Origin of the sequence: Bacillus sp. RCC_6_1, assembly GCF_041360755.1 — a bacterium.
Taxonomy (GTDB): Bacteria; Bacillota; Bacilli; order Bacillales; family Bacillaceae_G; genus Bacillus_A; species Bacillus_A cereus.
The window spans coordinates 1-26,467 of sequence record NZ_JBFUPV010000002.1 but is presented as its reverse complement, the minus strand read 5'-3'; the positions used below and the strand labels follow the sequence as shown (position 1 = coordinate 26,467).

Sequence of the window (26,467 nt, the reverse complement as noted above, 5' to 3'; positions counted from 1 at the left end):
TACTTTTTATTATATATGCCTACTTTTGTCTATGTTTTTGTTTACTGTTTCTTTCTCCTCCACTAATTCTCTTAACTCTCGTCTTAACAATTTTTTCGAAGCGTTACGTGGTAATTCCTCTAAGAAACATGCTTTCTTCGGCACTTTATATTTCGCTAATTTCCCCTCGCAAAAGTGAAGAATTTCTTCTTCTGTTACCGCCCCGCTTTTCACAACAAAAGCAGCGGGTACTTGTCCCCATTTATCGTCAGACATACCGACAACACCGGCTTCCGCTACCATCGGATGAGAGAGTAACACTTCTTCAATTTGAGCTGGGTATATATTCTCTCCGCCAGAAATAATTAAATCACTGCGGCGATCTAATACGTATAAAAATCCTTCTTCATCTAAATAACCGAGGTCGCCAGTATGAAGCCATCCGTTTTGAATAGTCTCACGCGTCGCATCTTCACGGTTAAAGTAACCACCTGTTACGTTCGGTCCTTTTACTACGATTTCACCTTCCGCATGTGGCGGCACTACTACGCCGTCTTTTTCAATACGAAGTTGGCACTGAAATAGTGGCTTTCCAGCTGATCCTACTTTCGTTAACATGTAATCTGCGGACAACGTACAAATTTGCGAAGACGTTTCTGTCATACCGTACGTTTGATACACAGGAATTCCTTTATCTACACATGTTTCGAGTAACGGTTTTGGCGCTGGTCCTCCGCCAAGTAACATACATCGTAAAGAAGAAGGATATGTTTCTTCTCCAAGTCTCTCTAATAAATCAGTTAACATTTTTGATACGACTGAAATAATCGTTACGCCTCTCGTTTGAAGTGCTGTATGAATAAAATCAGCATCATATTTCGGAACGAGTAAAATGCGCATGCCGTACATAATATTTTTCATTAGAAGAGATAACCCGCCAACATGGAACATCGGCATACACGCTAACCAGCAATCATCATCACGAAGTCCTAAATTAAGCGAAGAGCCAACCGCGCTGGCCCAGTGATTTCCATATGTTAAAATAACGCCTTTCGGTTTCCCTGTCGTCCCTGACGTATAAATAATCGTCATCGCTTCTTCTAAAGAGAATTCTTCTTGTATAGAGGCTTCCTCTTTTGGTCCATTCATCACTTCGGCGAATGAATAGACAGGAACATCTTTAGCATCAAATTCTTGATCGGTCACTAAACAAATAACTTCAGCATCATCCATTTGCCAAAGTAGCTCTTCTCTTGAAAGACGCGTATTTAAAAGCACAGCTACTGCCCCTACGTACGATAGGGCGTGAATAACTGTAATCATCTCCATACCATTTTTCATCAGAACAGCCACCTTTTGTCCTCGCTTCACTCCTACATGCGTGAGGTGTTCACAAACAGATACTACCTTTTCATGCAGCTGCATAAAAGTAACTTTCTCTTCCTCTATTTCAATTGCAGTACGATCTGGTGTTAAAAATGCACGTTGCTTTAACCAATTTGGCATCGTCTCCATCATACATTCTCCTTTCATGAAAGAAAGAGACTTGATGTGACATCAAGTCTCTTAGTTGTTTTGTTTCCGGTTTGATCTCATCTAGCTACAGCGGCTAGAACAGTCGGTCGTTTCACGCCTTCCTACGAGGCAAAAAGCGCCTCTACGTCAGGAGTTCCAACGCCCTCTTGTTCTAAGCGAGCCGCTTCCGCTTTTGGTTTCATCTAGCTGCGCCTCCTAGCCCCTTCCGTCTAAGAACCTTCCGCACGAGAAAGTAAAAAACACTTTCTGTGCGAAAGAACCTTAGCCTACGAGGCTAAACAGTCGGCTCCGCTTTTGATTTGATCAAGGGAAACGAGGGAATTGACCGAAGTCCGGACTGCGTTTTTCTTTGAATGCGTCGCGACCTTCTTTTGCTTCGTCAGTTGTGTAGTACAATAACGTTGCATCTCCAGCTAGTTGTTGAATACCAGCTAGACCGTCTGTGTCTGCGTTGAATGCAGCTTTTAGGAAACGAAGTGCCATTGGGCTGTTTGCTAAGATTTCTTGTGCCCATTGTACTGTTTCTGCTTCAAGTTGTTCTAATGGTACTACTGTATTTACTAAGCCCATATCAAGCGCTTCCCCAGCACTGTATTGACGGCATAGGTACCAAATTTCGCGAGCTTTCTTGTGGCCTACCATACGAGCTAAGTAACCAGCTCCGTATCCACCGTCAAAGCTTCCTACTTTAGGACCTGTTTGTCCGAATACAGCGTTGTCTGCAGCGATTGTTAAGTCACATACGATATGAAGTACGTGTCCTCCACCGATTGCATAACCTGCTACCATTGCGATAACTGGTTTAGGAATTGCACGAATTAGACGTTGTAAGTCTAATACGTTTAGACGTGGGATTTGGTCGTCACCTACATATCCACCATGACCACGAACTTTTTGGTCGCCGCCAGAACAGAATGCACGTCCACCTTCACCTGTTAAAATGATAACGCCAACATTTGCATCATCACGAGCTTGTGCAAAAGCGTCGATTAACTCCATTACCGTTTTTGGACGGAATGCGTTATGTACTTCAGGACGGTTAATCGAAATTTTTGCGATACCATTGTATGTTGAATAAATAATATCTTCGTAATTGCCTTCTTTTACCCATTCAATAGCCATTACAACTACCTCCTTGTATATTTCTGATCTCCTCTATAAGTGTAACTTCATTCTTAACTGAAAAAAGCATCACTGCATAGTTTTTAGAAATCCCTTTACTATTGTATCAAACTTTTCCGGTTGTTCCACATGAATTGCATGGCCAGCACCATCAATTTTGACAAATTTCGCGTCAGAGACGCATTTTTCGATGTTTTTTAATATGCGAAAGAACTTTTCATCATGCTCTCCGTTCATTAAAAGAACAGGCATTTTCAAGTTGTGTAGCTCATCCCACCATGAAGGCTGAGCCCCTGTTCCCATGCCGCGCAAGCTATTTGCAAGTCCTTTTGGATTGTTAGCAAGTCGTTCTTTTCGCACCGCTTCTTGTACGTTTTTTGCTAAACGTTTTTGCGTTTCAAACAGCGGAATATTTTCCCACATCGATACAAAACTTTCTATGCCTTCTCGCTCAATTTTATCGGCAAGTCGCTCATCTTTTTCACAGCGTTCTTTTCGCTCATCTTCACTTTTGAGTCCAGCTGTACAATTTTCTAATAAAAGAGAACGTACATATTCTGGATATAGACACGCCATCGTAATCGCCAGTCTACCGCCCATTGAATAGCCAAGTATATGTGCTTTTTCAATATGAAGGTAATCTAATAGTTCTTTCATTTGCAATGCCACATTTCGAATGTCATAATGCGCAACATCTTCAGGACTCTCGGTCTTTCCGTGTCCAACAAGATCCACTACAATAACTTGAAACTGCCCACTCCATGAAGAGATAAAAGAACGCCACGTTTCCATGCTTCCCGTAAAACCATGAAGAAGTAGAAGTGGTTCCCCGCTTCCGACTACTTCATATTCATACGATACACCTTGCAGCGTTACTTTCATTTTGATTCACCTTGCAATGATGTAGTAATTACGTCCTGTGTTTTTGCCCATAACGTACGGTGCAACGTTAAGTTTTCATCACGGTTCGTACAAATTTCTACAACGTGTAAACCTTCTGTCGTTGCTCCCTTTTGTACTTCCTCCCGGAATTGCTCCCAACCATTTACACGGCTAAATGAACCACCGTACATTTTAACAACATGCTCATAGTCAAGCCCAATCGGCGTTCCAAATAACGATTCGAAGTGTTCCTTTTTCTCATATTGTGGTAAGAATGAGAAAATACCCCCACCATCATTATTTACAACGACAATCGTTATATTTAATTCATGTAATTTTGCAGCTAATAGTCCATTTAAATCGTGATAGAATGATAAGTCACCGATGACTAATACGAGCGGATCGCAAATCATGCTCGCTCCTAAAGCTGTCGAAATGATGCCATCAATCCCATTTACACCGCGGTTTGCCATCACTTGAATATTTTTATCTGATGTGAAGAAGAATGAATCTGTATCACGAATTGGCATACTATTACTCGCAAATAACGTTGCTCCTTCTGGTAATACGCGTACAATATCTGTAATGACTTTTCCTTCAAATGCAGTTTCATATGTTTCCATTTCACGAAGCGTTTCCTTCGTTTTTTCGTTTATATGTTGCCACATTTGGGACCAATCATTCTTTTTCATAACTGGCATTTTTTCTATTAATGTACTGCAAAATGCAATATCACTTGCCTGTACAACTTCTGTCGCAACAAGAGCTGGATCTCTCCATTGTCCGGATTCGTCAACAACGATATGAACAGCTTTCGTTTGTTTTTTAATGAACTGCGTTAATGCTTTCGAAACAGGCATACCACCAAAACGAATTAAAACGTCCGGCTTCCACGTCTCTTTTAACAATTCATTTCGTAAAAATGTATCATAACAGTCGATTACCATCGTTTTATCGTGGTGTCCGCTACGAATATTAGAAAGTGGGTCTGCTAATATTGGGTATCCCGTTTTTTCAGCTAGTTGCGTTGCAAACGTTGCGATTTCTGAATGACTATCATCTCCACAAATAATAAGCCCCTTTTCCATATGTGAAAGGCGCCCTACAAGAGAATCTACATATTCACTCGGCATCACCACGTTCCCTTGCTGAACTACTCCTGTATATTCCCCGCGTCCTTTATCCCATAAACTTTCTAATGAAAAGTCCGGGATAAGCGGTTCACGAACTGGAAAATTAAGATGAACAGGTCCTTGCGGCGCTAAACAAGCACTTGCTATCATGCGCTGCGTTGTCATGCGAGCGTAGTGGTACATCGCTTCACTCGCTTCTGGAAGTGCCATCTCTGTAAATTGCTTCACAAACGTACCGTATAAATTAAATTGATTCATCGCTTGTGGTGCACCGACATCTCTTAATTCATGCGGTCTATCTGCTGTTAAGACGATAAGCGGCACTCGTGAATGGAAAGCTTCACATACAGCTGGATAGTAGTTCGCTGCTGCCGTTCCTGACGTACATAATAATGCAACCGGACGTTTTTTCGCTTTTGCGATACCGAGCGCAAAAAATCCTGCAGATCTTTCATCTACATGTAAATATGTGTTCATTCCTTCGTGTTGTTCCATTAGTAGAGCAATCGGCGTTGACCGTGAGCCTGGACTAATGACAACATCACATACATTTAGACGCGTCAGTTCATCCACGAACGCGCCTAAATAATATGATAATGCTTCTATATGATTGTTCATTTCATTAATTCCTCCAAAGCACCAAGCATCGGTCTAAACTTCAAACTTGTCTCTTCATATTCAAGTTGCGGTACTGAATCAATTACAATCCCGCAACCGGCAAATAAGGATGCTTTCTCGCCATTTAATAATCCGCAGCGAAGTGCAACCGCAAATTCACCATTTCCTTCATCATCTATCCAGCCAATCGGTGCACCATATAATCCTCTGTCTAACAATTCAACATCACGAATCAGTTTCATCGCTTCCAAACGAGGTGTCCCGCCAAGAGCTGGTGTTGGATGTAATTCTTCTACCATCGTTAAAAGACTCGCAGTGCCTTTTGCCTCTACAGGCGTATATAAATGAATTAAGTTTTTCGTTGTTAATAGACCTGGACTCTCCGGAATATTAACGTATTCGCAGTGCTCATTTAATACCGACCTGATCATGTTCACAACATAACCGTGTTCAGCTAAATTCTTTTCATCATGAAGAAGCGCATTACTATTTCGCTTACTTTCTTCTATAGATTGACCATGACCAGTTGAACCAGCAAGACACATCGAAGTAAACTTCTTATCTTCTTTGCGAATTAACCTCTCTGGCGTCGCTCCTAAGAAGCATGCTCCTTTATAATCAAAAGAAAATACGTAACAATCCGGTTGCCCAATGCGAAGTGCTTCTAAAACAAGAGCAGAATCAATATGATGATCCACTTCTACTTTTAGCTCCCTCGCTAATACAACCTTCTGCACGTTACCCTGCTTCATCTCATCTTGCACTTTCTCAATGGCTTTCATCCAGCCTTTCGGATCCACTTCTACTTTAGAAATAACAGTTAATTTCGATCCGTTTAGCGCACATTTACTCTCCCCAAAAATTTTCTCTTCTAAAGAAATCATTTCGTTATAAAGAGTTTCTGCACAATCTGTTGCTGAAACGAATGTATTCATTGTTAACCATGCTTTTTCATTTTTTACAGTTAATAAAAATGCTGGTAGTGAAAATGTCGTATCATCGAATTCTTTCCATAAGTCCGTTTTCTCTTTTTCTTGGTCAAATGAAAATCCACCAAATAAAAGAGGACCTGTTCCAAATTCATATTTTTCTCTTTGTACAAATGCTTTCTCTTTTACTTTATTCCACTCGTCACGAGCCGCTTGAAAGCGTTTGTGAGAAGAATTTGCTATAGTGAAAACAGAGCCAATTCCAGCAAATATTACATGCTGAGCTGGATCTGCAAAATAACATCTATTTTCCAATGCAATCCTTTTTCCTGCTGCATAAAACAGAAGCGGATCCATCCAGTCTATTTGTTTTACAAAACTAACCAATATTTTTTCATCAGTTGCATGCTTAATGGCTGCACTAAGAACTTCTTGCAAGCCTTTTTGTTTCGTTTGAATCACAATTGTCTCCCCCCTATGGGCGAAAAATAGTCATAATTACGCTTGATTTTAAGATACACCTCAAACGAAAGGCCTGTCAACGTTTAGCATTTCTGAGAAATTCACCTTCTCTTCCTAGAAAATAAACGTTGACACTAAATGATGCTTTTTCTACACTTAGTTGTGTACAATATGTGACCAAAGGAGGATTCAACATGGAAATGAACGTCGAAACGAATTCCTCTCCTACGGCGCCAAAACCAAGCAAGCAAACAGGCTGGCGCATTTGGTGGAGTTTACTACGTCCCCATACATTAACAGCAGCTTTCGTTCCTGTTTTCATCGGAACAGCCTATGCAATGCAGGTCGGAGGTATAAATCAAATACATCTCCCTCTTTTCCTTATAATGCTTCTTGCTTGTCTTCTCATTCAGGCAGCAACAAACATGTTTAATGAATACTTTGATTATAAAAGAGGACTCGATCACGAAGGTTCAGTTGGTATCGGCGGCGCTATCGTTCGCGATGGCATTCAGCCAAAAACAGTGCTTAACTTAGCATTTGGATTTTTCGGCATCGCAATACTATTAGGTGTTTATATTTGTATGAATTCTAGCTGGTGGCTTGCTGCAATCGGTCTTGTTTGTATGGCCGTTGCTTACCTTTACACGGGTGGCCCACTTCCCATTGCCTATACACCATTTGGAGAGTTAACAGCCGGATTATTTATGGGTGTTATCATTATTGGAATTTCATTCTTTATTCAAACTGGAACTGTAACATCAGAAGTCATTTTACTATCTATTCCAAGCTCCATTTTAATTGGTGCCATTTTACTAGCTAATAATATTCGTGACTTAGATGGCGATAAAGAAAACGGTCGTAAAACGTTAGCAATTCTCGTTGGACGTGAAAGAGCGGTTGGTGTACTTGCTTCTATGTTCATCGTTTCCTACATTTGGACAATTGCTTTAATTATCGTGGGCATCGTATCACCATGGATGCTTATCGTATTTTTAAGTGCACCGAAAGCATTTAAAGCGACGAAAGGCTTTATCGGCAAAAGCATTCCAATGGAAATGGTACCTGCGATGATTGCAACAGCAAAAACAAATACGATCTTCGGTCTCCTCATGGGAATCGGATTATTACTTGGATACTTTCTATAAAAGGAGCTGCTTATGCGGCTCCTTTTTCATATCTGAAATTCATCTCATAATTCCTACTCGCAACGCTCATACTATGTAAAGAAACTGAATTGTAGGAAGGTGGACGACTATGTTAACTCCACAACAAATAAATCAATTTAAATCCGTTTTAGAAAAACAAAAACACGAACTAGAGCAAACGATACAAACACACGAAAATGAAGATCGTGCATCTGAACGTGAGTCTGTTGGAGAATTATCTAGCTATGATAACCATCCAGCTGATATGGCAACAGAGCTATATGAACGTGAAAAAGACTTCGGGCTTATTGAACTTTGGCATAAACAGCTAGAGGATACGAAACATGCCTTGCAAAAAATAGAAGCGGGTACGTACGGCATTTGCGAAGTGTCTGGCGAAGAAATTCCATTTGAAAGATTAGAAGCAATGCCGACTGCTACAACATGCATCCAGCACGCGACAAATAAGCTAAATATGAATACACGACCAGTCGAAGAAGAAGTGTTATCTCCTTCTTTCCACAAACATGATGAAGATCGTTCTGTTGAATATGATGCAGAAGATGCATGGCAAGATGTTGCTAATTACGGAACATCTGAAACACCATCTGATTTAGAAAGACAAGATTCGAAAAACTATAATGGCATGTACGTAAATAGTGAAGAAAACGTAGGCTACGTAGAGGATTTCGAAAACTTTATTGGTACAGATATGTATGGAAAAAATCCGCAAGTTTTCGCTACGGAAGAACATGAAGAATATGAGCAAATGCTTGATGACTTTGAAGAGCGTACCTTTAAGGGCGAATTATCTTCAAATGAGTCGAGTTCCAAAGAATAAAAAAAAAGCATTCCGAAAATCGGAATGCTTTTTATCGCTAGCTAATTAGTTTTTTGTAACGTTAGCAGCTTGTGGTCCACGGTTACCTTCAACGATTTCGAAAGAAACTTCTTGACCTTCTTCTAAAGTTTTGAATCCGTCACCTTGGATAGCTGAGAAGTGAACGAATACATCGTCTCCACCTTCAACTTCGATGAAACCGAAACCTTTTTCGCTGTTGAACCATTTAACTTTACCTGTTTGCATGTCATGTACCTCCTAAATAAAAATGAAACTATGAATCCACATGAAAAGGTGGATATAAAGGACATGAATGTATAACAAGCTTACAGCCTTTAATTCAACGTGCTTTATTTCCGTACCACATTATGTAGCTCAATAGTGATTTCACTATATCACGCTATATCCAAAACGTCAAATGAGAACACTTTCATTCCACCATTTTTTTATAATTTTAATATAATGTTGAATTTCCATATTCATATTTTAGCCCGGTATTTGCGGACAGCTTGATTGGCGGGAGCTGATAATCAGTTTTGGTTTGTTCCACTTTATTTGAAAATTAACAAAACTAAAGTATTCTAATCCTATTAAATTCTGTACAATATAAGTATCTATTACATACGAGGTGAAAAAAATGAGAGCACATGAAATCGAGTATAAGTTATACGGAGATGATATGCAGTTTGTTGAAATTGAGTTAGATCCAGAAGAAAGCGTGATCGCAGAAGCTGGCGCAATGATGATGATGGAAGATTACATAGAAATGGAAACAATCTTCGGTGATGGTTCTGGCCCATCTGGAGGTTTATTCGGAAAATTAATGGGCGCTGGTAAGCGTCTCGTTACAGGCGAAAGTATGTTTATGACTGTATTTACAAATACAGGTCACGGCAAACGCCACGTCTCATTTGCTGCTCCTTATCCTGGTAAAATTATTCCTGTAGATTTAACAGAATATCAAGGAAAAGTAGTTTGTCAAAAAGATGCCTTTCTTTGTGCCGCAAAAGGTGTTTCTATCGGAATTGAATTTACGAAAAAAATAGGAACTGGTTTCTTCGGTGGTGAAGGTTTTATCATGCAGAAACTTGAAGGTGACGGTCTTGCTTTCATGCACGCAGGTGGAACTGTATATAAACGTGAATTAAAACCTGGTGAGAAACTTCGCATTGATACAGGTTGTCTTGTTGCTATGACAAAAGACATTAACTATGATGTCGAGTTCGTTGGAAAAGTAAAAACAGCTCTATTTGGCGGCGAAGGTTTATTCTTCGCAACGTTAGAAGGACCTGGAACAGTTTGGATTCAGTCCTTAACACTTAGCCGATTAGCAGCACGCCTTACAAGCCCAGCAGCGCAAAGTACTGGCGAAGGTAGTGTATTAGGTGGCCTTGGTCGTTTATTAGATGGGAAAGAGTAAACTGTGCCCTTATGTGGGAATGGCCATCAACTAATAAAATAATAAAATTAAAACACCCTTGCTTGCAGTAATAAAGTGAAAGGGTGTTTTAATTTACGTCTACAAACGAGAAAAAGCAGTTAAAATAAAGTAATAAGGTTTACTTAAGGAAAATAAGGTATATTATATTTGTTGAGTAGATTCTCTTTAGAGACAAGAAAAGTAGGTGAACAAAGTGGGAAAATATCAATTGGATTCCAAAAGTCAGGTAGCTGTGGCAAAGTTCCATGAAAAACAGAAGCCTGCCAAATTTGATAAAAAGCAGCAACTTGAAAAATTGCGTACGGAGTATTTGAAAAAGAAGCAAAAACAAACAGATAAATAATATGTTTTATTTTCCGAATTTTTTCTGTATGTAACGCAAACAAACACAAGAAAATAGGTAAGTTATTCATCATTCAAATATATACAGGCTATTTTTTCAAACCTCTTACTTATGCAACTAACGCATGCGTCAGTTCATTAAGAATAACTAAAAAAGTCGATTCCTTGAGATGAAAAAGAGTAAACAGTGTCCTTATCAGGCACTGTTTTATTTTGACATTATAATTTCCTCCACTGATTTAGGTAAGCGATACAAGCTATTCCCCACCTCCAAAAGAATGAATCAAGTTCCTCACCGCATATATTAAACTATACCTTTTCTTAAGGAGGGCTACCTTAATGCGTACTCCTTTATCCTTTGATAAAGACACTGCCATACTGTTAGCTTCTTGTTGTGAGTTAACGTATGAACAATATAAACAAAATGGTATTTTCGAAATACCAGATGGTTTTCAATATGTACAAGGTTTTCAAGGAAAGGCCATTCAAACAACAGAATGGTTCGGATTTATATTAGAATCTGAGGATACAATTATCGTTGCCTTCAGAGGCACTCAAACAGATCCAGATTGGATTATTGATTCTCTCGTCAATCAAAAACCTTATCCTTATGCTTTAAATGGCGGAAATGTCCATAACGGTTTTCTCTCTATTTATGAGTCTTGTCGTGATTCTATTATGGATATGCTCGTATCATTGCCAGCACATAAAAAACTGCTAGCTACTGGGCATAGTCTAGGTGGCGCGCTTGCCACATTACACATATTAGATGCACGTATAAATACTGCCTTCGCACAGTATGGACTTTATACATTCGCTTCTCCAAAAGTAGGAGATATCGCTTTTCGAAATTATTATAAACTACAAGTAGCTAGTAGCTTTCGTTTCGTCAACTTATTCGATGTCGTCCCACTTCTCCCTCCCCGAAACATAAATTTTAATGATCATGATTGGGAGTATGCACACGTCCATCACAACATGACATTTACAAAAAACACAAAATCCATTACAAATAATCATTCCATTACAACATACAAAACATGTCTGACTTCTCATTTTTAACCAGTAAACAATTGGAAATAAAATATTCGTATACTATAATAATCTATGAAGTTATTTTTGGATGAGGGGACCTTACATGTTAAAATTTATCTTCGCATTTTTCCTTATTATAATTTTTACGGTTACAGGTTTCTTTACATTTTCATACTTTGCGACAGGAGAGTATGATGGGGCAGGTATCATATATACCACTGTTCCATTTCTTTCTTAAGCAAAATAAATAAAACGAGCTTAATTTTATTAAGCACGTTTTATTTATTAATATCCATTTCTGTTGGTAAATCGATAATATATCTCCCAATATAGCAACCTCTTTAAAACTGTTTAACTGCATTACCAATACCCCAAATTTCATTACTGTACTGCAAAATCGTTCGATCGCTCGCAAAATGACCAGACTGTGCAATATTTAAAATCGACATTTCTAGCCACTTCGTTCGGTTCTCATAAGCTCTACCGACAGCTTCTTGTCTTTCAGCATATGGACCAAAATCTCGCAGAACAAAATATTCATCATTTTGAATAACGAGAGAATCGTAAATTGCTTCAAATTCGGCTCCCGACTGTGCAAAGAAACCATTCGTTAACTGATTTACTACCTTTTTAATGTGCCCATTGTGGTGATAATAATCACTTGCACGATATCCACCATTTTGATAGTAATGAAGAACCTCTTCTGCTGTTAAACCGAAAATAAAACAGTTATCATCACCGACCCGGTCTTTTATTTCAACGTTAGCACCGTCTAGCGTTCCGAGTGTAATCGCACCATTCATCATAAATTTCATATTACCTGTTCCCGATGCTTCTTTACTCGCCGTTGAAATTTGTTCACTTACATCCGCCGCTGGGAATATATCTTCTGCTAAAGAAACTCGATAGTTTTCTAGAAAGATAACTTTCATATATTGACTGACATACGGGTCATTATTTACTTTTCTTGCGAGTTCATTTATTAATTTAATAATTTTTTTCGCGTAATAATAGCCAGGTGATGCTTTCGCTCCAAAAATAAAAGTACGCGGATAAAATGTAAAACTAGCATCCTCTTTCAAACGGTTATACAAATATAAAATATGAAGAACATTTAATAATTGTCGTTTGTAAGCATGTAATCTTTTCACTTGCACATCAAAAATAGAATTTGGATCAATGGTAATCCCCATTGTATTATGAATACGCTCCGCTAAAATCTCTTTACGCTCTTGTTTTACCTCTGCAAATTTCTCTTGGAAACTCGCATCATATTGAACTAATTGTAGCTCTTGAAGCTTAATCGGTTCTTTCTTCCACTCTGTTCCAATCGCCTCTGAAATGAGATTTGTTAACTGTGGATTTGCTTTCATAAGCCAGCGCCTATGAGCAATTCCATTCGTCTTATTATTAAACTTATCTGGATAAAATTCATAAAACAATCGCATTTCCCGCTGCTTTAATATTTCCGTATGAATTTTCGCTACACCGTTTACGCTATGGCTACCGACAATCGCTAAATGAGCCATTTTCACAAGGTCATGTGCAATAATCGCCATTGCTTCAATACGATCCCACTCATACGGATACTGTTCCCACAGTTCATGACAGAAACGTTCATTAATCTCTTCAATAATCATATAAATTCTCGGTAATAACGGTTTAAAAATGTGAATTGGCCACTTTTCGAGCGCTTCTGATAACGTCGTATGATTCGTATAAGAAATCGTCTGCGTCGTTATGTGCCAAGCTTCTTCCCATGCTAACTTTTCTTCGTCTAGTAAAATACGCATCAGTTCCGGAATTGCTAAAACCGGATGTGTATCGTTAATGTGGATCGCAATTTTTTCATGTAGTTGACGAAGGTCACCGTATCTTTCTCTATGCATTCGAACGATATTTTGCAAACTTGCTGATACGAGGAAATACTGTTGTTTTAAACGAAGTATTTTTCCCTCATCATGCGTATCATCTGGATATAAAAACTCCGATACAGCCTCTGTTTCACGCTTATATTTCAAAATATCTTTGCAGTTTTGCGGGAAAGGAACTGGTTCAGCATTCCAAAGTCTAAGTGTATTTACAGTACTCGTCTCATAGCCAACTACCGGCACATCATATGGCACGGCCATAATGACTTCTGCATTTGTATGCCTAAACTCTAAACGCCCGTCAATTTCTAGCGGTTCAACACTGCCGAAATAACTTACTTCTACAGCTTGATCATGCCTTCTTACTTCCCATACGTTTTCATGAAGAAGCCACTGTTCTGGAAATTCGACTTGATAACCATCAACAATTTTCTGATCAAACAAACCATGTTTATAACGAATTCCACAGCCGTGTCCTGGCAAGTTTAAAGATGCAAGTGAATCGAGAAAACAGGCTGCTAAGCGTCCAAGCCCACCATTACCAAGGCCTGCATCTGCTTCCACTTCTTCTAACTCTTGTAACGAAATCCCTAGTTCAGATAACCCTTGCTCGCATACATCTCTAATACCTAAATTCAAGATGTTACTTCCAAGCAAACGTCCAAGCAAAAACTCAATAGACAAGTAATACATTTGCTTTTGCTCTCCGGATCGATAACTCTCATTCGTTGCAATCCATTGACTATTCATATACTCACGTACCATATGGCCGAGTGTATTATATTGATCACGAGTTGTAGAATCTTTAAAACTTTTACCATACATCGTCTCTAACTTTTCTAGAAAAGTTGATTTAAAACTTTCAACATGAGTAAACATTTTTTCACCACCTACATGTTATTCCATGAGACTTTTATATAATTCCTTATAAGCAAGAGCCGATTGCTCCCAGCTGTAATCTTCAGTCATCGCTTGTTTTACAAGCTGCTCCCATACCGGTTTATCGTGATAGAATTCAATTGCACGATGAATCGTATGCAGCATGTCATGTGCATTAAAATTCGTGAAACTGAAACCATTTCCTTCGCCTGTTTCTTCATCATAAGAATGTACTGTATCGTTTAATCCACCTGTTTCTCTTACAATTGGAATCGTACCGTACGCTAATGCGATAAGTTGTCCAAGTCCACACGGTTCAAACAGCGATGGCATTAAAAACAAATCGCTTCCCGCATACACTTGGTGAGCTAATTCTTCATTAAATCCGATATAAACTTTTACCTTCTCCGGATACTCATATGCCATCCACTCAAAGAATTGCTCATATTCCGAATCACCTGAACCTAAAATAATACATTGTACATCTTCTTCCATTAGTTCGCGGAATACAGTACGTACTAAATCAAGACCTTTTTGCTTCGTTAATCTCGTTACCATTGAAATAATTGGTGTATCCTCTTTTTCTGGCAAACCAAAATAACGCTGCAAGGCGCGTTTATTTTCACTCTTTTCATATAATGACTCTGCATCATACTGAGCCTTAATATACGAATCCGTTTCTGGATTATATACGCTCGTATCAATACCATTTACAATGCCGCTAAGCTTATCATTATATTTTCGCAGTAATCCATCTAACTTCTCACCGAAAAATTCATATTGAATTTCTTCTTTATATGTCGGGCTCACCGCTGTAATTTGATCCGAAGCGATAATACCGCCCTTCATAAAGTTCACATTCCCATAAAACTCTAACTGCTCACTGTGGAAATATTCATCACCAAGTTCTAACAAGTCGTACATTACTTCAGGAGGAAATACACCTTGGAACTGTAAGTTATGAATTGTATATACCGTTTTAATACGCTCATATAACGGGTTATCTTGATACTTTTCACGAAGTAAGAAATTAACCATAGCCGTATGCCAATCGTGGCTATGAAGAACATCCACTTCAAAATCAAGGTGCGGAATACACTCTAACACCGCTTTTGAGAAATAAGAAAAACGCTCTCCGTCATCATAATGACCATACAAAGAATCTCTCTTAAAATAATATTCATTATCTATTAAGTAATACGTAATTCCGTCTTGCTCACCTTTTAAAATTCCACAATATTGATTTCTCCACCCAAGCGGGACGTTAATTACTTTATGTAACGTACATCCATCTCTTAACTTTTGCGGAATGAGGCTATAATTCGGAAGTATAATACGAACGTCCACTCCTAATTTTTTCAGCTCTTTTGGGAGCGCACCCGCTACATCAGCTAATCCTCCCGATTTCACAAACGGTACACATTCTGATACTGCAAATAAAATATTCACTTGTTGTCCCACTGCGCGAAAAGTTTTTATTACTCCTCTTGCAGCTTCCTCCCTTCGAGTTTTCATTTGAATTAAAACTTTAATCAGTGGAGGAAGACCCCCACTGATTCTTTTAAGAATAACTATTAATCGTACTGTTTTGTACGCTTCCTTTTTCTACAACATACGGCCCATCGGCGTTTCCTTTTAATACGACACCGTCACCAATTTTCACGTCTTTATCAATAATAACACCATCTATTATACAGTTATCTCCAATTTGGCTCTTTTGCATAATAATACTGTTACGAATAATTGAACCTTTTCCAATTTTAACTGAACGGGAAACAACACTGTTTTCGACTTCCCCTTCAATAATACTACCGTTTGCAATCATTGTATTTTTCACGACTGCACCCTTTAAATAACGAGTTGGTGGCTCATCTTTTACTTTCGTAAAGATCGGTGCTTCTTTCTTAAATAATTGCTTCCAAATAGCAGGTTGCAAAATTTCTAAGCTATGTTTATAGTAACTTTCAATCGAGTCAATAATTGCTACATATCCAGTATGTTCATATGTAGCAATGTGTAATGATTTCCCGCGCTTTTCTCTCACTACATCAAATAAACTGTATTGTTCCACATCTTTATATGACTCAAATAAGTCTAACAATAATTGTTTCTTTAACACATATGTTTGAAGTGAAACCCCTTCATGGCAAACTTCCGTAATATCAGCTGCCGTATGTATATGCCGCTCTAACACCGCTTGAAAATTTAATGCTGTTACGAGATGGCTATTCGTAATAACAACGTACTCTTCTCTGCTTCTTAGAAAATAATCAATATGTCTTCTAAAGTGTGCAAAAGACCCAAATTCATCTTGGTCACATTGGCAGTTTGGCGGGAATAAAAATAGTCCGTCTCTTTTTCTATCTAAATCCCACTGTTTTCCTGAACCAACATGGTCCATTAACGAACGATTTTTATGGCTTGTAAAAACTGCCACACTATGAATACTAGAATTCACCATATTTGAAAGCATGAAATCAATGAGTCGATAACGGCCCCCAAACGGTAACGCCGCTAGTGAACGATGCCCTGTTACTTTCTTTAAGGAAGGAAAACTTCCCGTTGCATTAATAATTCCTAACATTTTTTCTCCCATTCATTTCATCCCCCTTTTCTATTTCCCTTCAGCAATTAATACTACATCGTCAACATTCTTTTCTGGACGAATGATTGTTCCATCCTCGATAACCATTTCTGATCCAACAATCGCTCTTTCAATCACAACATTTTTACCAATCTTAGCCCCTGGCATAACGACAGAATCAATCACCATACTTCCTTCTTCCACCGTCACTCCTTGGAATAACACAGAATGCTTCACGTCCCCTTCAATGACGCACCCTTCGTTAATAAGCGATTCTTCTACTTTCGCCTTTTCAGCAATATATTGAGGCGGTTCGTTTGGATTGACAGAGTAAATACGCCAATTACGATCGTTTAAATTCAGTGATGTTTCATCGCGAAGCAAATCCATATTCGCTTCCCATAAGCTCTTCACCGTTCCAACATCTTTCCAATATCCTTCAAACGGATACGCCATTAGCTTCTTCCCTTCATCCAATAAAAGCGGAAGTACGTCTTTTCCAAAATCGTTACTAGATTCAGGGTTTCTTGCATCCATCTCTAAATACTCTTTCAAAATTGACCAATTAAAAATATAGATTCCCATTGATGCAAGATTACTTCTTGGAAATTGTGGTTTCTCTTCAAACTCAACAATCTCCATTTCTTCATTTGTATTCATAATGCCAAAGCGACTCGCTTCATCCCAAGGTACTTCAATAACAGAAATGGATACGTCCGATTCTTTCTGAATATGGTAATCTAGCATCTTACTGTAATCCATTTTATAAATATGGTCGCCTGATAAAATGAGAACATACTCCGGTTCATACTGACTTAAATAGTTTAAGTTTTGATAAATGGCACTTGCCGTACCTGTATACCACTTAACCCCTGAAGACTCCGCATAAGGAGGTAAGACTGTGACCCCACCGTTTACTCGGTCTAAATCCCACGCATTTCCGATTCCGATATAATTATGAAGTTCGAGTGGTTGATATTGCGTTAAAATCCCAACCGTTTCAATACCAGAATTCGCACAGTTACTTAGCGTAAAATCAATAATGCGATATTTACCACCAAATGGAACAGCTGGCTTGGCTAAATTCTTTGTTAATGCACTTAAACGACTACCTTTTCCCCCTGCTAGTAACATTGCTACGCACTTTTGTTTTTGAGCCATCTTGTTTTTTGCTCCCCTTTCTCGTCTTCACTGGTCGTAATATGGATACGCCAAATGGTGGAATTGTAATCTCTACATGTGCTGCTTGATTATGGTACGGTTCTAGAATCGTCTTAAGACGTTTCTTATTCACTTGTCCCGAACCGCCATATTGCTGTGCATCACTGTTTAAAATCTCGTTATAATACTCGAAATCTGGTACACCTACTTTATAGTTTTCATATGTAGCTTTCGTAAAATTACATACGATAACTAACGCATCTTCTTGTTTATCCCCTTGGCGGATAAACGAGAAAATACTTTGCTCGTTATTATTAGCATCAATCCACTGAAAACCTTCAGGCGAATGATCAAGCTGCCAAAGTGGTTTTGAGCGCTTATACAATGCTATGAGCTCTTTAAAGTAATCATGCATATAACGATGCATTTCAAAATCATGTAAATTCCAATCTAAATCTTCAAGGTCTTTCCACTCATCAAACTGCCCGAATTCTCCTCCCATGAAAAGTAATTTCTTTCCTGGGTGAGTAAAGAAATATCCATATAACAAACGAAGCTGAGCAAACTTATCCCAGTAATCACCTGGCATTTTATTTAATAACGACTTTTTCCCATGAACGACTTCATCATGAGAAAGGGGTAATATGAAGTTTTCAGAGTAAGCATATAGTAAAGAGAACGTCATTTTCTCATGAATATATTTTCTGTACTCTGGCGCACACTCCATATATTTCAGCACGTCATTCATCCAGCCCATATTCCATTTGTAATTGAATCCAAGCCCACCTTCATACGTTGGTGCTGTTACAAGTGGCCAAGCTGTTGAATCCTCTGCCGTCATAAGAAAATCTTCATCCTCTGCAAACACTGCTTCATTTAACTCCCGTAAAAATGACACAGCGTACTCATTACTTTGCTCTTGTCCTTCTTTATTCCAGTACAACATGTTCGCAACTGCATCTACTCTGAAACCATCAATATGGAAATATCTCATCCAAAATAACGCATTTGAAATTAAGAAATTACGTACCTCTCTCTTTCCTAAATCAAAATTGACAGTTCCCCATACTAGATTTTCTTGTACATCTTTATCTTTATATTCATAGGTCGGTGTGCCATCAAACAAATATAAACCGTGAGCATCTTTACAAAAATGCCCCGGTACCCAATCTAAAATGACACCGATTCCATATTTATGACATTCGTCGACAAAATACATTAAATCATGCGGTGTACCAAATCTACTCGTCGCTGCATAATATCCTGTTCCTTGATATCCCCAAGAACGATCATATGGATGCTCAACAAGCGGCATAATTTCAATATGTGTAAATTGATGTTCCACCACATACGGAATGAGTTCTTCTGCCATTTCCCTGTAAGAATATAGTGTTCCATCTTCTTTCTTTTTCCAAGAACCAAAATGTAATTCATAAACTGTCATCGCTTCTTTATAAATCGGTTTTTTCTTTTTCTTACGATTCCAGTTTTTATCATTCCATTCATATCCTTTTATATCAAAAACTACAGATGCCGTATTCGGTCTTACTTCTGCATATATAGCATACGGATCTGCCTTTAAAATGACGTCACCAGCCAACGTTTCAATCGCATATTTATATATTTCTCCTTCTTCAATATGCGGTATAAATAAGGACCAAATCCCTTCTTCTGTCACTTGTAGCATCTTATGTTGCTCATAATCCCACTCATTAAAATCTCCAACAACACTCATTGCTTTCGCATGAGGAGCCCAGACTGTAAATCGTACCCCTTGAATCTCATCTTCCGTCACAACATGTGCGCCAAAGATGTTATAACTTTCATAGTACTTTTCTGTATGAAACTCATCTCGTTTCACTTCTTCACAATTTATTACACTCAATATGCTCACCTCACTTAGATGACAGAATTTTTTATACTTTAACTATTTCTGCGAAAAACTGCAATATCCTTGTTAATTTATAAAAAACATTCGTTTTTTTCTTAAAAATGTTAGTTTTTCTTCACATTTCCGTGTAAAATATCGAATTTTGACGAATATTAATTGAAAACGCTTTATTATTCTTCTATATTTTTACCAATTATTTTTTCTCAACCTTTATTTTATTATGTTTATCCTATTTTTCATGCTATTTTCCACTCAAAATCAAAACAAAATAATCTGTTATAAAAAAATGTTTCTCAATATTTTTTGTCACAATATTATTGAAATGCGAAATTTAATCCTGCTTTTGAAAAGCTACTTTCCGAAAAAGGAGTAACCGCAAAAGTAAATGAACCGAAATTAGAGGCAGGTTCTGTTACAGTTGGCGGCGCTATCGATGACAAAAACTTTGCTGGATTAGATGGTGATTTCCCGTTCATTGATGTAACTTTCAAAGTAGAAAATGATGAATTTTATGAAGCAAACGCTCAATTAGAGTCACCAATTTTTGTTTACTGGAAACAAGGTGAATCAGAACCAAATAGAATGCGTGTACTTCAAGATCAAACATTCTCAGTTATGTCCTTAAACTCACTAGTAGAAGGAAATATTAAACCTGGTGCGTTCTTAAATGAACGCGAATATTTAGATGAAAAGTTCGATTATACAAAGCTTGGCGTAAAAGTATATGCGACTGATTCTTACCATCATAAGTTTGAAGGCTCACTAGATAAATACGGATACTTCAAACTAAATGGACTTCCAGTTAATAAACGCGACTATAACTTATATGTAGAGGTGCCAGGACATTTAACAAGCCGCCTAACAACGAAACTTGGTACTGAAAAAGACGGTAAGCTGCTTGGCCAATATTATTATGCAAGACCTGACGAAAACCTTACCGGCGATGTAAATGCTGATAAAGTAATCGATATTAAAGATGCTGAAATTATCGCTAGCAACTATGGTAAAAAAGGAGTAACTGTAAAAGACGGAGACCTTAATAAAGATGGTATTGTCGACGAAAAAGATATTCGCTTCGTTGAAAGGAACTTCTTGAAAAAAGGTCCAGATGCATCTAAATCACAAACACCTGTAGAAAAATCCAAAAGCGGTACACTGGCAGATATTTTAAAGAAATTAGGATTAACACCTAAAAAATAATAAAATGAAACTTTAATCAGTGGGTTTTTACTGCCCGGCAAATAGCGGAATAATAAAGAGCACTCTACGTAAAATAGAGTGCTCTTTTCTATAAACGACCCTTATCCAGCAAAAGGGGTATATTGGGGATATACAAGGGAAACCGGAAAAGGAATTTATATTAAATTATATAAGTTCAGAGGTAAGAAGCAGTTTCCCACCTCTGAATTATTTAGCAATTATTATAGTACTGGTGCCATTGTTTCTTTTAATACTTTTACAGAATGAGCGAACTTCACTTTTTCCTCTTCATTTAGCTCAAGTTCTACGATTTCACGTACACCTTCGCGGTTAATTACAGCTGGAACACCTACGTAAGCATCTTTCTCGCCGTATTGACCTTCAAGGTATGCAGATACAGTTAATACGCTGTTCTCGTTGTTTAAGATTGCTTTAGTTACACGAAGTAGTGACATACCGATTCCGTAGTAAGTTGCACCTTTACGCTCGATGATATGGTAAGCTGCATCACGTACGTTTTCGAAGATTTTGTCTAAGTCTTCTTGTTTGTACTGTTCGTTGTTAGCTAAGATTGTTTCTAATTTTTGTACACCGATAGTAGCGTGGCTCCATACTGGAAGTTCAGTGTCACCGTGTTCACCAACGATGTAAGCATGAACGTTACGTGGATCTACATCTAAGTAGTCACCTAACATGTAACGGAAACGAGCAGAGTCTAAAGTAGTACCAGAACCGATTACGCGCTCTTTCGGTAAACCAGATTCTTTCCAAGTTACGTAAGTTAAAATATCAACTGGATTAGTTGCGATTAAGAAGATTCCATCGAATCCGCTATCCATAATGCCGCGAACGATTTGTTTAAAGATCTTTGTATTTTTCTCAACTAAGTCTAAACGAGTTTCACCTGGCTTTTGTGGTAACCCAGCAGTGATAACAACTAAATCTGCATCTTTACAATCTGCATAGCTACCGCTCCAAACTTTTGTTGGTGATGGAGAGAATGGTACCGCATGGCTTAAGTCCATTGCTTCCCCTTCTGCTTTTGCTTCATTAACATCTACTAATACGAATTCTTCAGCTACACCTTGGTTGATCATTGAGTAAGCGTAACTACAACCTACAGCTCCTGTTCCTACTAATACTACACGATTGATACCTTTTTTCATGGTAATTTCCCCTCTCTATTGTTCACATATATTTTTTTATGATTGTTTAAGTAATTAATTAAAATACTAATTTAATGTTGTTTAACTTCTTTACATTCATATTGTAGCACGTATTATTGTGAATTACTTCACAAATTATGACCTATTTGTGAACTTTTTCACATAGAGTGTAAAGTTATTGGAATAGGTGTGGAATCCATTTCAATGGAGGCGTTTTCTTTAGATTGTGAAAGGGTTTTTCTTGTGGTTTTCATCGGTAAGTGAAATTATATCGGCGATTTTTAGAATATATCGACCGTAACTCCAAATATATCAGCGATTATTAAAATTTATCGATCGTAACTCAAATTATATCAGCGATTTTTGCAATATATCGACTTACCGACAAAACTCGACAATAATGCCAACATAAAAAGCTGTCTCCAGTAGGTCACCCTATTGAGAGGCAGCTTCTTCTATATATTATTTATTTTCCACAGTAGCTCCCGGATGTATTTTCATCGGTTTCTCCAAGTGTAGGAGGCTACAGCCATACAGCTGGGGTAAATAAACAACATGATTGTATTTACCGCTCTATATACCCAACTGCAACAGCCCATACTTCATATTTCTTCTATTGCATAAAAAAGCAGACTATCCAAAGTTCACTTTTATACAACAAAAAAGAGATAGCAGATTATGCTATCTCTTTTAGTATGACCCGTACGGGATTCGAACCCGTGTTACCGCCGTGAAAGGGCGGTGTCTTAACCACTTGACCAACGGGCCAGTTCTGGCAGAGAAGAAGGGATTCGAACCCTCGCACCGCGTTCGCGATCTACTCCCTTAGCAGGGGAGCCCCTTGAGCCACTTGGGTACTTCTCTATAAATATGGCTCCGCAGGTAGGACTCGAACCTACGACCGATCGGTTAACAGCCGATAGCTCTACCACTGAGCTACTGCGGAACAATTATGGTGGGCCTAAATGGACTCGAACCATCGACCTCACGCTTATCAGGCGTGCGCTCTAACCAGCTGAGCTATAGGCCCATAATTAAAAAGCGGGTGAAGAGAATCGAACTCTCGACCAGAGCTTGGAAGGCTCTTGTTTTACCACTAAACTACACCCGCATTAAATTGTAAATGGTGAGCCATGAAGGACTCGAACCTTCGACCCTCTGATTAAAAGTCAGATGCTCTACCAACTGAGCTAATGGCTCATTTTGAAAGTGGTGCCGACTAGAGGACTTGAACCCCCAACCTACTGATTACAAGTCAGTTGCTCTACCAATTGAGCTAAGTCGGCTCGTGATTTCAAAATGGTGGCTCGGGACGGAATCGAACCGCCGACACGAGGATTTTCAGTCCTCTGCTCTACCGACTGAGCTACCGAGCCTTTATGTAAAAAATGGCGGTCCCGACCGGGGTCGAACCGGCGATCTCCTGCGTGACAGGCAGGCATGTTAACCACTACACCACGGGACCATTTGGTTGCGGGGACAGGATTTGAACCTGCGACCTTCGGGTTATGAGCCCGACGAGCTACCGTGCTGCTCCACCCCGCGATGATAAAATATTCACTTTAGAAAAAATGGAGGAGGTAGAGGGATTCGAACCCCCGCGCGACTCTCGCCGCCTGTCGGTTTTCAAGACCGATCCCTTCAGCCGAACTTGGGTATACCTCCGAGATATATACGTCTAATGGTGGACCTTGTAGGACTCGAACCTACGACCGGACGGTTATGAGCCGTCTGCTCTAACCAGCTGAGCTAAAGGTCCTTTATGGTAGCGGCGGAGGGGATCGAACCCCCGACCTCACGGGTATGAACCGTACGCTCTAGCCAGCTGAGCTACACCGCCATAAATGATATTAATATAAGTGGAGCCTAGCGGGATCGAACCGCTGACCTCCTGCGTGCAAGGCAGGCGCTCTCCCAGCTGAGCTAAGGCCCCATGTTTTTTGGGAATATCGGGAAGACAGGATTTGAACCTGCGACCCCCTGGTCCCAAACCAGGTGCTCTACCAAGCTGAGCCACTTCCCGTTAATAAAAGCGCGCCCGAGAGGAGTCGAACCCCTAACCTCTTGATCCGTAGTCAAACGCTCTATCCAATTGAGCTACGGGCGCATATGGTGCCGAGGGCGGGGGTCGAACCCGCACGGTGGTCACCCACCGCAGGATTTTAAGTCCTGTGCGTCTGCCTGTTCCGCCACCCCGGCATGTCATATTGAAAATTGGAGCGGAAGACGGGATTCGAACCCGCGACCCCAACCTTGGCAAGGTTGTATTCTACCACTGAACTACTTCCGCAAGACATGTATGAGTTATTTTATTAAAAGTGCGGGTGAAGGGAGTCGAACCCCCACGCCAAAGGCGCCAGATCCTAAGTCTGGTGCGTCTGCCAATTCCGCCACACCCGCATATTAATTTATTTAAGAAAAATGGGGCGACTGATGGGAATCGAACCCACGAATGCCGGAGCCACAATCCGGTGCGTTAACCACTTCGCCACAACCGCCATGATTTCTGGTGCCGACTAGAGGACTTGAACCCCCAACCTACTGATTACAAGTCAGTTGCTCTACCAATTGAGCTAAGTCGGCTAAATGGTGGAGGATGACGGGATCGAACCGCCGACCCCCTGCTTGTAAGGCAGGTGCTCTCCCAGCTGAGCTAATCCTCCATTTGCCTGGCAACGTCCTACTCTCACAGGGACAAGGTCCCAACTACCATCGGCGCTAGAGAGCTTAACTTCCGTGTTCGGTATGGGAACGGGTGTGACCTCTCTGCCATCATTACCAGACTGTATTCATTTAAGACAAGAATCATTGTAACTCATTTAACTTTTAAAGTCAACAAGTTTTTTATATTCCTTCAAAACTAGATAACATTGCTACATATTATATGGTTAAGTCCTCGATCTATTAGTATTCGTCAGCTCCACATGTCACCATGCTTCCACCTCGAACCTATCAACCTGATCATCTTTCAGGGATCTTACTAGCTTACGCTATGGGAAATCTCATCTTGAGGGGGGCTTCATGCTTAGATGCTTTCAGCACTTATCCCTTCCGCACATAGCTACCCAGCTATGCCCTTGGCAGAACAACTGGTACACCAGCGGTGCGTCCATCCCGGTCCTCTCGTACTAAGGACAGCTCCTCTCAAATTTCCTACGCCCACGACGGATAGGGACCGAACTGTCTCACGACGTTCTGAACCCAGCTCGCGTACCGCTTTAATGGGCGAACAGCCCAACCCTTGGGACCGACTACAGCCCCAGGATGCGATGAGCCGACATCGAGGTGCCAAACCTCCCCGTCGATGTGGACTCTTGGGGGAGATAAGCCTGTTATCCCCGGGGTAGCTTTTATCCGTTGAGCGATGGCCCTTCCATGCGGAACCACCGGATCACTAAGCCCGACTTTCGTCCCTGCTCGACTTGTAGGTCTCGCAGTCAAGCTCCCTTATGCCTTTGCACTCTACGAATGATTTCCAACCATTCTGAGGGAACCTTTGGGCGCCTCCGTTACACTTTAGGAGGCGACCGCCCCAGTCAAACTGCCCACCTGACACTGTCTCCCGGGTCGATAAGACCCGTAGGTTAGAATTTCAATACAGTCAGGGCGGTATCCCACCAGCGCCTCCACCGAAGCTAGCGCTCCGGTTTCAATGGCTCCCGCCTATCCTGTACAAACTGTACCAAAATTCAATATCAGGCTACAGTAAAGCTCCACGGGGTCTTTCCGTCCTGTCGCGGGTAACCTGCATCTTCACAGGTACTATAATTTCACCGAGTCTCTGGTTGAGACAGTGCCCAAATCGTTACACCTTTCGTGCGGGTCGGAACTTACCCGACAAGGAATTTCGCTACCTTAGGACCGTTATAGTTACGGCCGCCGTTTACTGGGGCTTCAGTTCAGAGCTTCGCTTACGCTAACCCCTCTCCTTAACCTTCCAGCACCGGGCAGGTGTCACCCCCTATACTTCGCCTTACGGCTTCGCAGAGAGCTGTGTTTTTGCTAAACAGTCGCTTGGGCCTATTCACTGCGGCTTTCCGTTAAGAAAGCACCCCTTCTCCCGAAGTTACGGGGTCATTTTGCCGAGTTCCTTAACCAGAGTTCTCTCGCACACCTTAGGATTCTCTCCTCGCCTACCTGTGTCGGTTTGCGGTACAGGCACCTTTTATCTCGCTAGAAGCTTTTCTTGGCAGCGGGGAATCAAAGACTTCGCTCCATAAGGAGCTTCCCCATCACAGCTCAGCCTT

At 39.9% G+C, this 26,467-nt stretch carries 18 protein-coding genes, 22 tRNA genes, 2 rRNA genes and 1 pseudogene; 7 read left to right on the top strand and 36 right to left on the bottom strand.

Annotated features, from left to right (window positions below; all coding sequences use genetic code 11):
* Nucleotides 1-9: 9 nt before the first annotated feature.
* The 5 genes from AB6801_RS06160 to AB6801_RS06140 all read right to left on the bottom strand — a co-directional run bounded on the left by AB6801_RS06160 (nucleotide 10) and on the right by AB6801_RS06140 (nucleotide 6,661).
* Nucleotides 10-1,494 (bottom strand): o-succinylbenzoate--CoA ligase, encoded by a 1,485-nt coding sequence (locus tag AB6801_RS06160; protein ID WP_065702968.1) that lies wholly within the window; start codon nucleotides 1,492-1,494, stop codon nucleotides 10-12.
* Nucleotides 1,495-1,818: 324 nt separating this feature from the next.
* Entirely contained in the window at nucleotides 1,819-2,637 is an 819-nt protein-coding gene (gene menB / locus AB6801_RS06155) for a 1,4-dihydroxy-2-naphthoyl-CoA synthase (RefSeq protein ID WP_000963884.1), read from the bottom strand.
* 69 nt (nucleotides 2,638-2,706) lie between these two features.
* Nucleotides 2,707-3,519 (bottom strand): 2-succinyl-6-hydroxy-2,4-cyclohexadiene-1-carboxylate synthase, encoded by an 813-nt coding sequence (gene menH / locus AB6801_RS06150; RefSeq protein WP_000869215.1) that lies wholly within the window; start codon nucleotides 3,517-3,519, stop codon nucleotides 2,707-2,709.
* A complete protein-coding gene (menD, locus tag AB6801_RS06145; protein WP_001059220.1) occupies nucleotides 3,516-5,270 on the bottom strand; it encodes a 2-succinyl-5-enolpyruvyl-6-hydroxy-3-cyclohexene-1-carboxylic-acid synthase in 1,755 nt (584 codons plus the stop codon). The genes menH and menD overlap by 4 nt, the downstream gene beginning before the upstream one ends.
* Complete coding sequence (locus tag AB6801_RS06140; protein WP_097999322.1) at nucleotides 5,267-6,661, bottom strand: isochorismate synthase; 1,395 nt, start codon at nucleotides 6,659-6,661, stop codon at nucleotides 5,267-5,269. Before AB6801_RS06140 ends, menD begins: the two co-directional genes overlap by 4 nt.
* Before the next feature lie 194 nt (nucleotides 6,662-6,855).
* Between AB6801_RS06140 and AB6801_RS06135 the strand changes: the two genes are divergently transcribed.
* Both AB6801_RS06135 and AB6801_RS06130 read left to right on the top strand, forming a co-directional pair.
* On the top strand, nucleotides 6,856-7,809 hold the full coding sequence (locus AB6801_RS06135; protein ID WP_000425740.1) for a 1,4-dihydroxy-2-naphthoate polyprenyltransferase: 954 nt from the start codon (nucleotides 6,856-6,858) through the stop codon (nucleotides 7,807-7,809).
* A 109-nt stretch (nucleotides 7,810-7,918) separates the two neighbouring features.
* Nucleotides 7,919-8,650 carry a yteA family sporulation protein gene (locus AB6801_RS06130; RefSeq protein WP_000957365.1) on the top strand — a complete coding sequence of 244 codons (732 nt, stop codon included), beginning with the start codon at nucleotides 7,919-7,921 and terminating at the stop codon, nucleotides 8,648-8,650.
* A 45-nt stretch (nucleotides 8,651-8,695) separates the two neighbouring features.
* Here the strand turns inward: AB6801_RS06130 and cspD are convergent, their stop codons facing one another.
* On the bottom strand, nucleotides 8,696-8,896 hold the full coding sequence (cspD, locus tag AB6801_RS06125; protein ID WP_001193054.1) for a cold-shock protein CspD: 201 nt from the start codon (nucleotides 8,894-8,896) through the stop codon (nucleotides 8,696-8,698).
* A gap of 391 nt (nucleotides 8,897-9,287) precedes the next feature.
* On the opposite strand from cspD, the gene AB6801_RS06120 reads away from it, so the two are divergent.
* The 4 genes from AB6801_RS06120 to AB6801_RS06105 all read left to right on the top strand — a co-directional run bounded on the left by AB6801_RS06120 (nucleotide 9,288) and on the right by AB6801_RS06105 (nucleotide 11,706).
* Nucleotides 9,288-10,070: a TIGR00266 family protein gene (locus AB6801_RS06120; protein WP_001201257.1), complete on the top strand. Its 783-nt coding sequence runs from the start codon at nucleotides 9,288-9,290 to the stop codon at nucleotides 10,068-10,070.
* A 214-nt stretch (nucleotides 10,071-10,284) separates the two neighbouring features.
* On the top strand, nucleotides 10,285-10,434 hold the full coding sequence (locus tag AB6801_RS06115) for a hypothetical protein (RefSeq protein WP_000521639.1): 150 nt from the start codon (nucleotides 10,285-10,287) through the stop codon (nucleotides 10,432-10,434).
* Between the two features lie 338 nt (nucleotides 10,435-10,772).
* Nucleotides 10,773-11,495, top strand: coding sequence for a lipase family protein (locus AB6801_RS06110; RefSeq protein WP_001260111.1), 723 nt, complete (start codon nucleotides 10,773-10,775; stop codon nucleotides 11,493-11,495).
* 76 nt (nucleotides 11,496-11,571) lie between these two features.
* Nucleotides 11,572-11,706: a hypothetical protein gene (locus AB6801_RS06105; protein WP_000911064.1), complete on the top strand. Its 135-nt coding sequence runs from the start codon at nucleotides 11,572-11,574 to the stop codon at nucleotides 11,704-11,706.
* 103 nt (nucleotides 11,707-11,809) lie between these two features.
* Here AB6801_RS06105 and glgP read toward each other — a convergent pair whose 3' ends face one another.
* The 5 genes from glgP to glgB form a co-directional block, all read right to left on the bottom strand.
* A complete protein-coding gene (gene glgP / locus AB6801_RS06100) occupies nucleotides 11,810-14,218 on the bottom strand; it encodes a glycogen phosphorylase (RefSeq protein ID WP_087948460.1) in 2,409 nt (802 codons plus the stop codon).
* 18 nt (nucleotides 14,219-14,236) lie between these two features.
* A complete protein-coding gene (gene glgA, locus AB6801_RS06095) occupies nucleotides 14,237-15,667 on the bottom strand; it encodes a glycogen synthase GlgA (protein ID WP_048568044.1) in 1,431 nt (476 codons plus the stop codon).
* Nucleotides 15,668-15,779: 112 nt separating this feature from the next.
* Nucleotides 15,780-16,814 (bottom strand): glucose-1-phosphate adenylyltransferase subunit GlgD, encoded by a 1,035-nt coding sequence (glgD, locus tag AB6801_RS06090; protein ID WP_000504164.1) that lies wholly within the window; start codon nucleotides 16,812-16,814, stop codon nucleotides 15,780-15,782.
* 18 nt (nucleotides 16,815-16,832) lie between these two features.
* Nucleotides 16,833-17,963: a glucose-1-phosphate adenylyltransferase gene (gene glgC / locus AB6801_RS06085; protein ID WP_000057606.1), complete on the bottom strand. Its 1,131-nt coding sequence runs from the start codon at nucleotides 17,961-17,963 to the stop codon at nucleotides 16,833-16,835.
* Nucleotides 17,911-19,848: a 1,4-alpha-glucan branching protein GlgB gene (gene glgB, locus AB6801_RS06080; RefSeq protein ID WP_000111398.1), complete on the bottom strand. Its 1,938-nt coding sequence runs from the start codon at nucleotides 19,846-19,848 to the stop codon at nucleotides 17,911-17,913. The genes glgC and glgB overlap by 53 nt, the downstream gene beginning before the upstream one ends.
* A gap of 327 nt (nucleotides 19,849-20,175) precedes the next feature.
* Here glgB and AB6801_RS06075 point away from each other — a divergent pair.
* Nucleotides 20,176-21,054: pseudogene (locus tag AB6801_RS06075) on the top strand (dockerin type I domain-containing protein); the annotation flags it as partial.
* Between the two features lie 221 nt (nucleotides 21,055-21,275).
* On the opposite strand, the gene AB6801_RS06070 reads toward AB6801_RS06075, so the two are convergent.
* The 25 genes from AB6801_RS06070 to AB6801_RS05950 all read right to left on the bottom strand — a co-directional run.
* Nucleotides 21,276-22,220: an L-lactate dehydrogenase gene (locus tag AB6801_RS06070; RefSeq protein WP_000715340.1), complete on the bottom strand. Its 945-nt coding sequence runs from the start codon at nucleotides 22,218-22,220 to the stop codon at nucleotides 21,276-21,278.
* 696 nt (nucleotides 22,221-22,916) lie between these two features.
* Nucleotides 22,917-22,988 (bottom strand) — tRNA-Glu (locus AB6801_RS06065).
* A gap of 5 nt (nucleotides 22,989-22,993) precedes the next feature.
* A tRNA-Ser gene (locus AB6801_RS06060) sits at nucleotides 22,994-23,084 on the bottom strand.
* 7 nt (nucleotides 23,085-23,091) lie between these two features.
* A tRNA-Asn gene (locus AB6801_RS06055) sits at nucleotides 23,092-23,166 on the bottom strand.
* Between the two features lie 7 nt (nucleotides 23,167-23,173).
* A tRNA-Ile gene (locus AB6801_RS06050) sits at nucleotides 23,174-23,250 on the bottom strand.
* Between the two features lie 10 nt (nucleotides 23,251-23,260).
* A tRNA-Gly gene (locus AB6801_RS06045) sits at nucleotides 23,261-23,331 on the bottom strand.
* 13 nt (nucleotides 23,332-23,344) lie between these two features.
* Nucleotides 23,345-23,420: transfer RNA gene (locus AB6801_RS06040), tRNA-Lys, on the bottom strand.
* Between the two features lie 10 nt (nucleotides 23,421-23,430).
* Nucleotides 23,431-23,506: transfer RNA gene (locus tag AB6801_RS06035), tRNA-Thr, on the bottom strand.
* A 14-nt stretch (nucleotides 23,507-23,520) separates the two neighbouring features.
* Nucleotides 23,521-23,596: transfer RNA gene (locus AB6801_RS06030), tRNA-Phe, on the bottom strand.
* Between the two features lie 13 nt (nucleotides 23,597-23,609).
* Nucleotides 23,610-23,685, bottom strand: a tRNA-Asp gene (locus AB6801_RS06025).
* A gap of 3 nt (nucleotides 23,686-23,688) precedes the next feature.
* Nucleotides 23,689-23,765 (bottom strand) — tRNA-Met (locus tag AB6801_RS06020).
* 27 nt (nucleotides 23,766-23,792) lie between these two features.
* Nucleotides 23,793-23,885: transfer RNA gene (locus tag AB6801_RS06015), tRNA-Ser, on the bottom strand.
* A gap of 17 nt (nucleotides 23,886-23,902) precedes the next feature.
* A tRNA-Ile gene (locus AB6801_RS06010) sits at nucleotides 23,903-23,979 on the bottom strand.
* A 4-nt stretch (nucleotides 23,980-23,983) separates the two neighbouring features.
* A tRNA-Met gene (locus tag AB6801_RS06005) sits at nucleotides 23,984-24,060 on the bottom strand.
* 20 nt (nucleotides 24,061-24,080) lie between these two features.
* A tRNA-Ala gene (locus AB6801_RS06000) sits at nucleotides 24,081-24,153 on the bottom strand.
* A 16-nt stretch (nucleotides 24,154-24,169) separates the two neighbouring features.
* A tRNA-Pro gene (locus AB6801_RS05995) sits at nucleotides 24,170-24,243 on the bottom strand.
* 10 nt (nucleotides 24,244-24,253) lie between these two features.
* Nucleotides 24,254-24,327: transfer RNA gene (locus tag AB6801_RS05990), tRNA-Arg, on the bottom strand.
* A 3-nt stretch (nucleotides 24,328-24,330) separates the two neighbouring features.
* Nucleotides 24,331-24,419, bottom strand: a tRNA-Leu gene (locus AB6801_RS05985).
* Between the two features lie 16 nt (nucleotides 24,420-24,435).
* Nucleotides 24,436-24,510 (bottom strand) — tRNA-Gly (locus tag AB6801_RS05980).
* A gap of 29 nt (nucleotides 24,511-24,539) precedes the next feature.
* Nucleotides 24,540-24,620 (bottom strand) — tRNA-Leu (locus AB6801_RS05975).
* A 22-nt stretch (nucleotides 24,621-24,642) separates the two neighbouring features.
* Nucleotides 24,643-24,718 (bottom strand) — tRNA-His (locus tag AB6801_RS05970).
* A gap of 9 nt (nucleotides 24,719-24,727) precedes the next feature.
* Nucleotides 24,728-24,803 (bottom strand) — tRNA-Thr (locus AB6801_RS05965).
* A gap of 4 nt (nucleotides 24,804-24,807) precedes the next feature.
* Nucleotides 24,808-24,883, bottom strand: a tRNA-Val gene (locus AB6801_RS05960).
* Between the two features lie 4 nt (nucleotides 24,884-24,887).
* A 5S ribosomal RNA gene (rrf, locus tag AB6801_RS05955) occupies nucleotides 24,888-25,003 on the bottom strand.
* Between the two features lie 101 nt (nucleotides 25,004-25,104).
* A 23S ribosomal RNA gene (locus tag AB6801_RS05950) occupies nucleotides 25,105-26,467 on the bottom strand; the annotation flags it as partial.

Excerpts from the sequence above, each read along its gene's own strand:
- AB6801_RS06160 (WP_065702968.1), bottom strand. The coding sequence starts at position 1,494 with ATGGAGACGATGCCAAATTGGTTAAAGCAACGTGCATTTTTAACACCA.
- menB (WP_000963884.1), bottom strand. The coding sequence starts at position 2,637 with ATGGCTATTGAATGGGTAAAAGAAGGCAATTACGAAGATATTATTTAT.
- menH (WP_000869215.1), bottom strand. The coding sequence starts at position 3,519 with ATGAAAGTAACGCTGCAAGGTGTATCGTATGAATATGAAGTAGTCGGA.
- menD (WP_001059220.1), bottom strand. The coding sequence starts at position 5,270 with ATGAACAATCATATAGAAGCATTATCATATTATTTAGGCGCGTTCGTG.
- AB6801_RS06135 (WP_000425740.1), top strand. The coding sequence starts at position 6,856 with ATGGAAATGAACGTCGAAACGAATTCCTCTCCTACGGCGCCAAAACCA.
- AB6801_RS06130 (WP_000957365.1), top strand. The coding sequence starts at position 7,919 with ATGTTAACTCCACAACAAATAAATCAATTTAAATCCGTTTTAGAAAAA.
- cspD (WP_001193054.1), bottom strand. The coding sequence starts at position 8,896 with ATGCAAACAGGTAAAGTTAAATGGTTCAACAGCGAAAAAGGTTTCGGT.
- AB6801_RS06120 (WP_001201257.1), top strand. The coding sequence starts at position 9,288 with ATGAGAGCACATGAAATCGAGTATAAGTTATACGGAGATGATATGCAG.
- AB6801_RS06110 (WP_001260111.1), top strand. The coding sequence starts at position 10,773 with ATGCGTACTCCTTTATCCTTTGATAAAGACACTGCCATACTGTTAGCT.
- AB6801_RS06105 (WP_000911064.1), top strand. The coding sequence starts at position 11,572 with ATGTTAAAATTTATCTTCGCATTTTTCCTTATTATAATTTTTACGGTT.
- glgP (WP_087948460.1), bottom strand. The coding sequence starts at position 14,218 with ATGTTTACTCATGTTGAAAGTTTTAAATCAACTTTTCTAGAAAAGTTA.
- glgD (WP_000504164.1), bottom strand. The coding sequence starts at position 16,814 with ATGGGAGAAAAAATGTTAGGAATTATTAATGCAACGGGAAGTTTTCCT.
- glgC (WP_000057606.1), bottom strand. The coding sequence starts at position 17,963 with ATGGCTCAAAAACAAAAGTGCGTAGCAATGTTACTAGCAGGGGGAAAA.
- AB6801_RS06070 (WP_000715340.1), bottom strand. The coding sequence starts at position 22,220 with ATGAAAAAAGGTATCAATCGTGTAGTATTAGTAGGAACAGGAGCTGTA.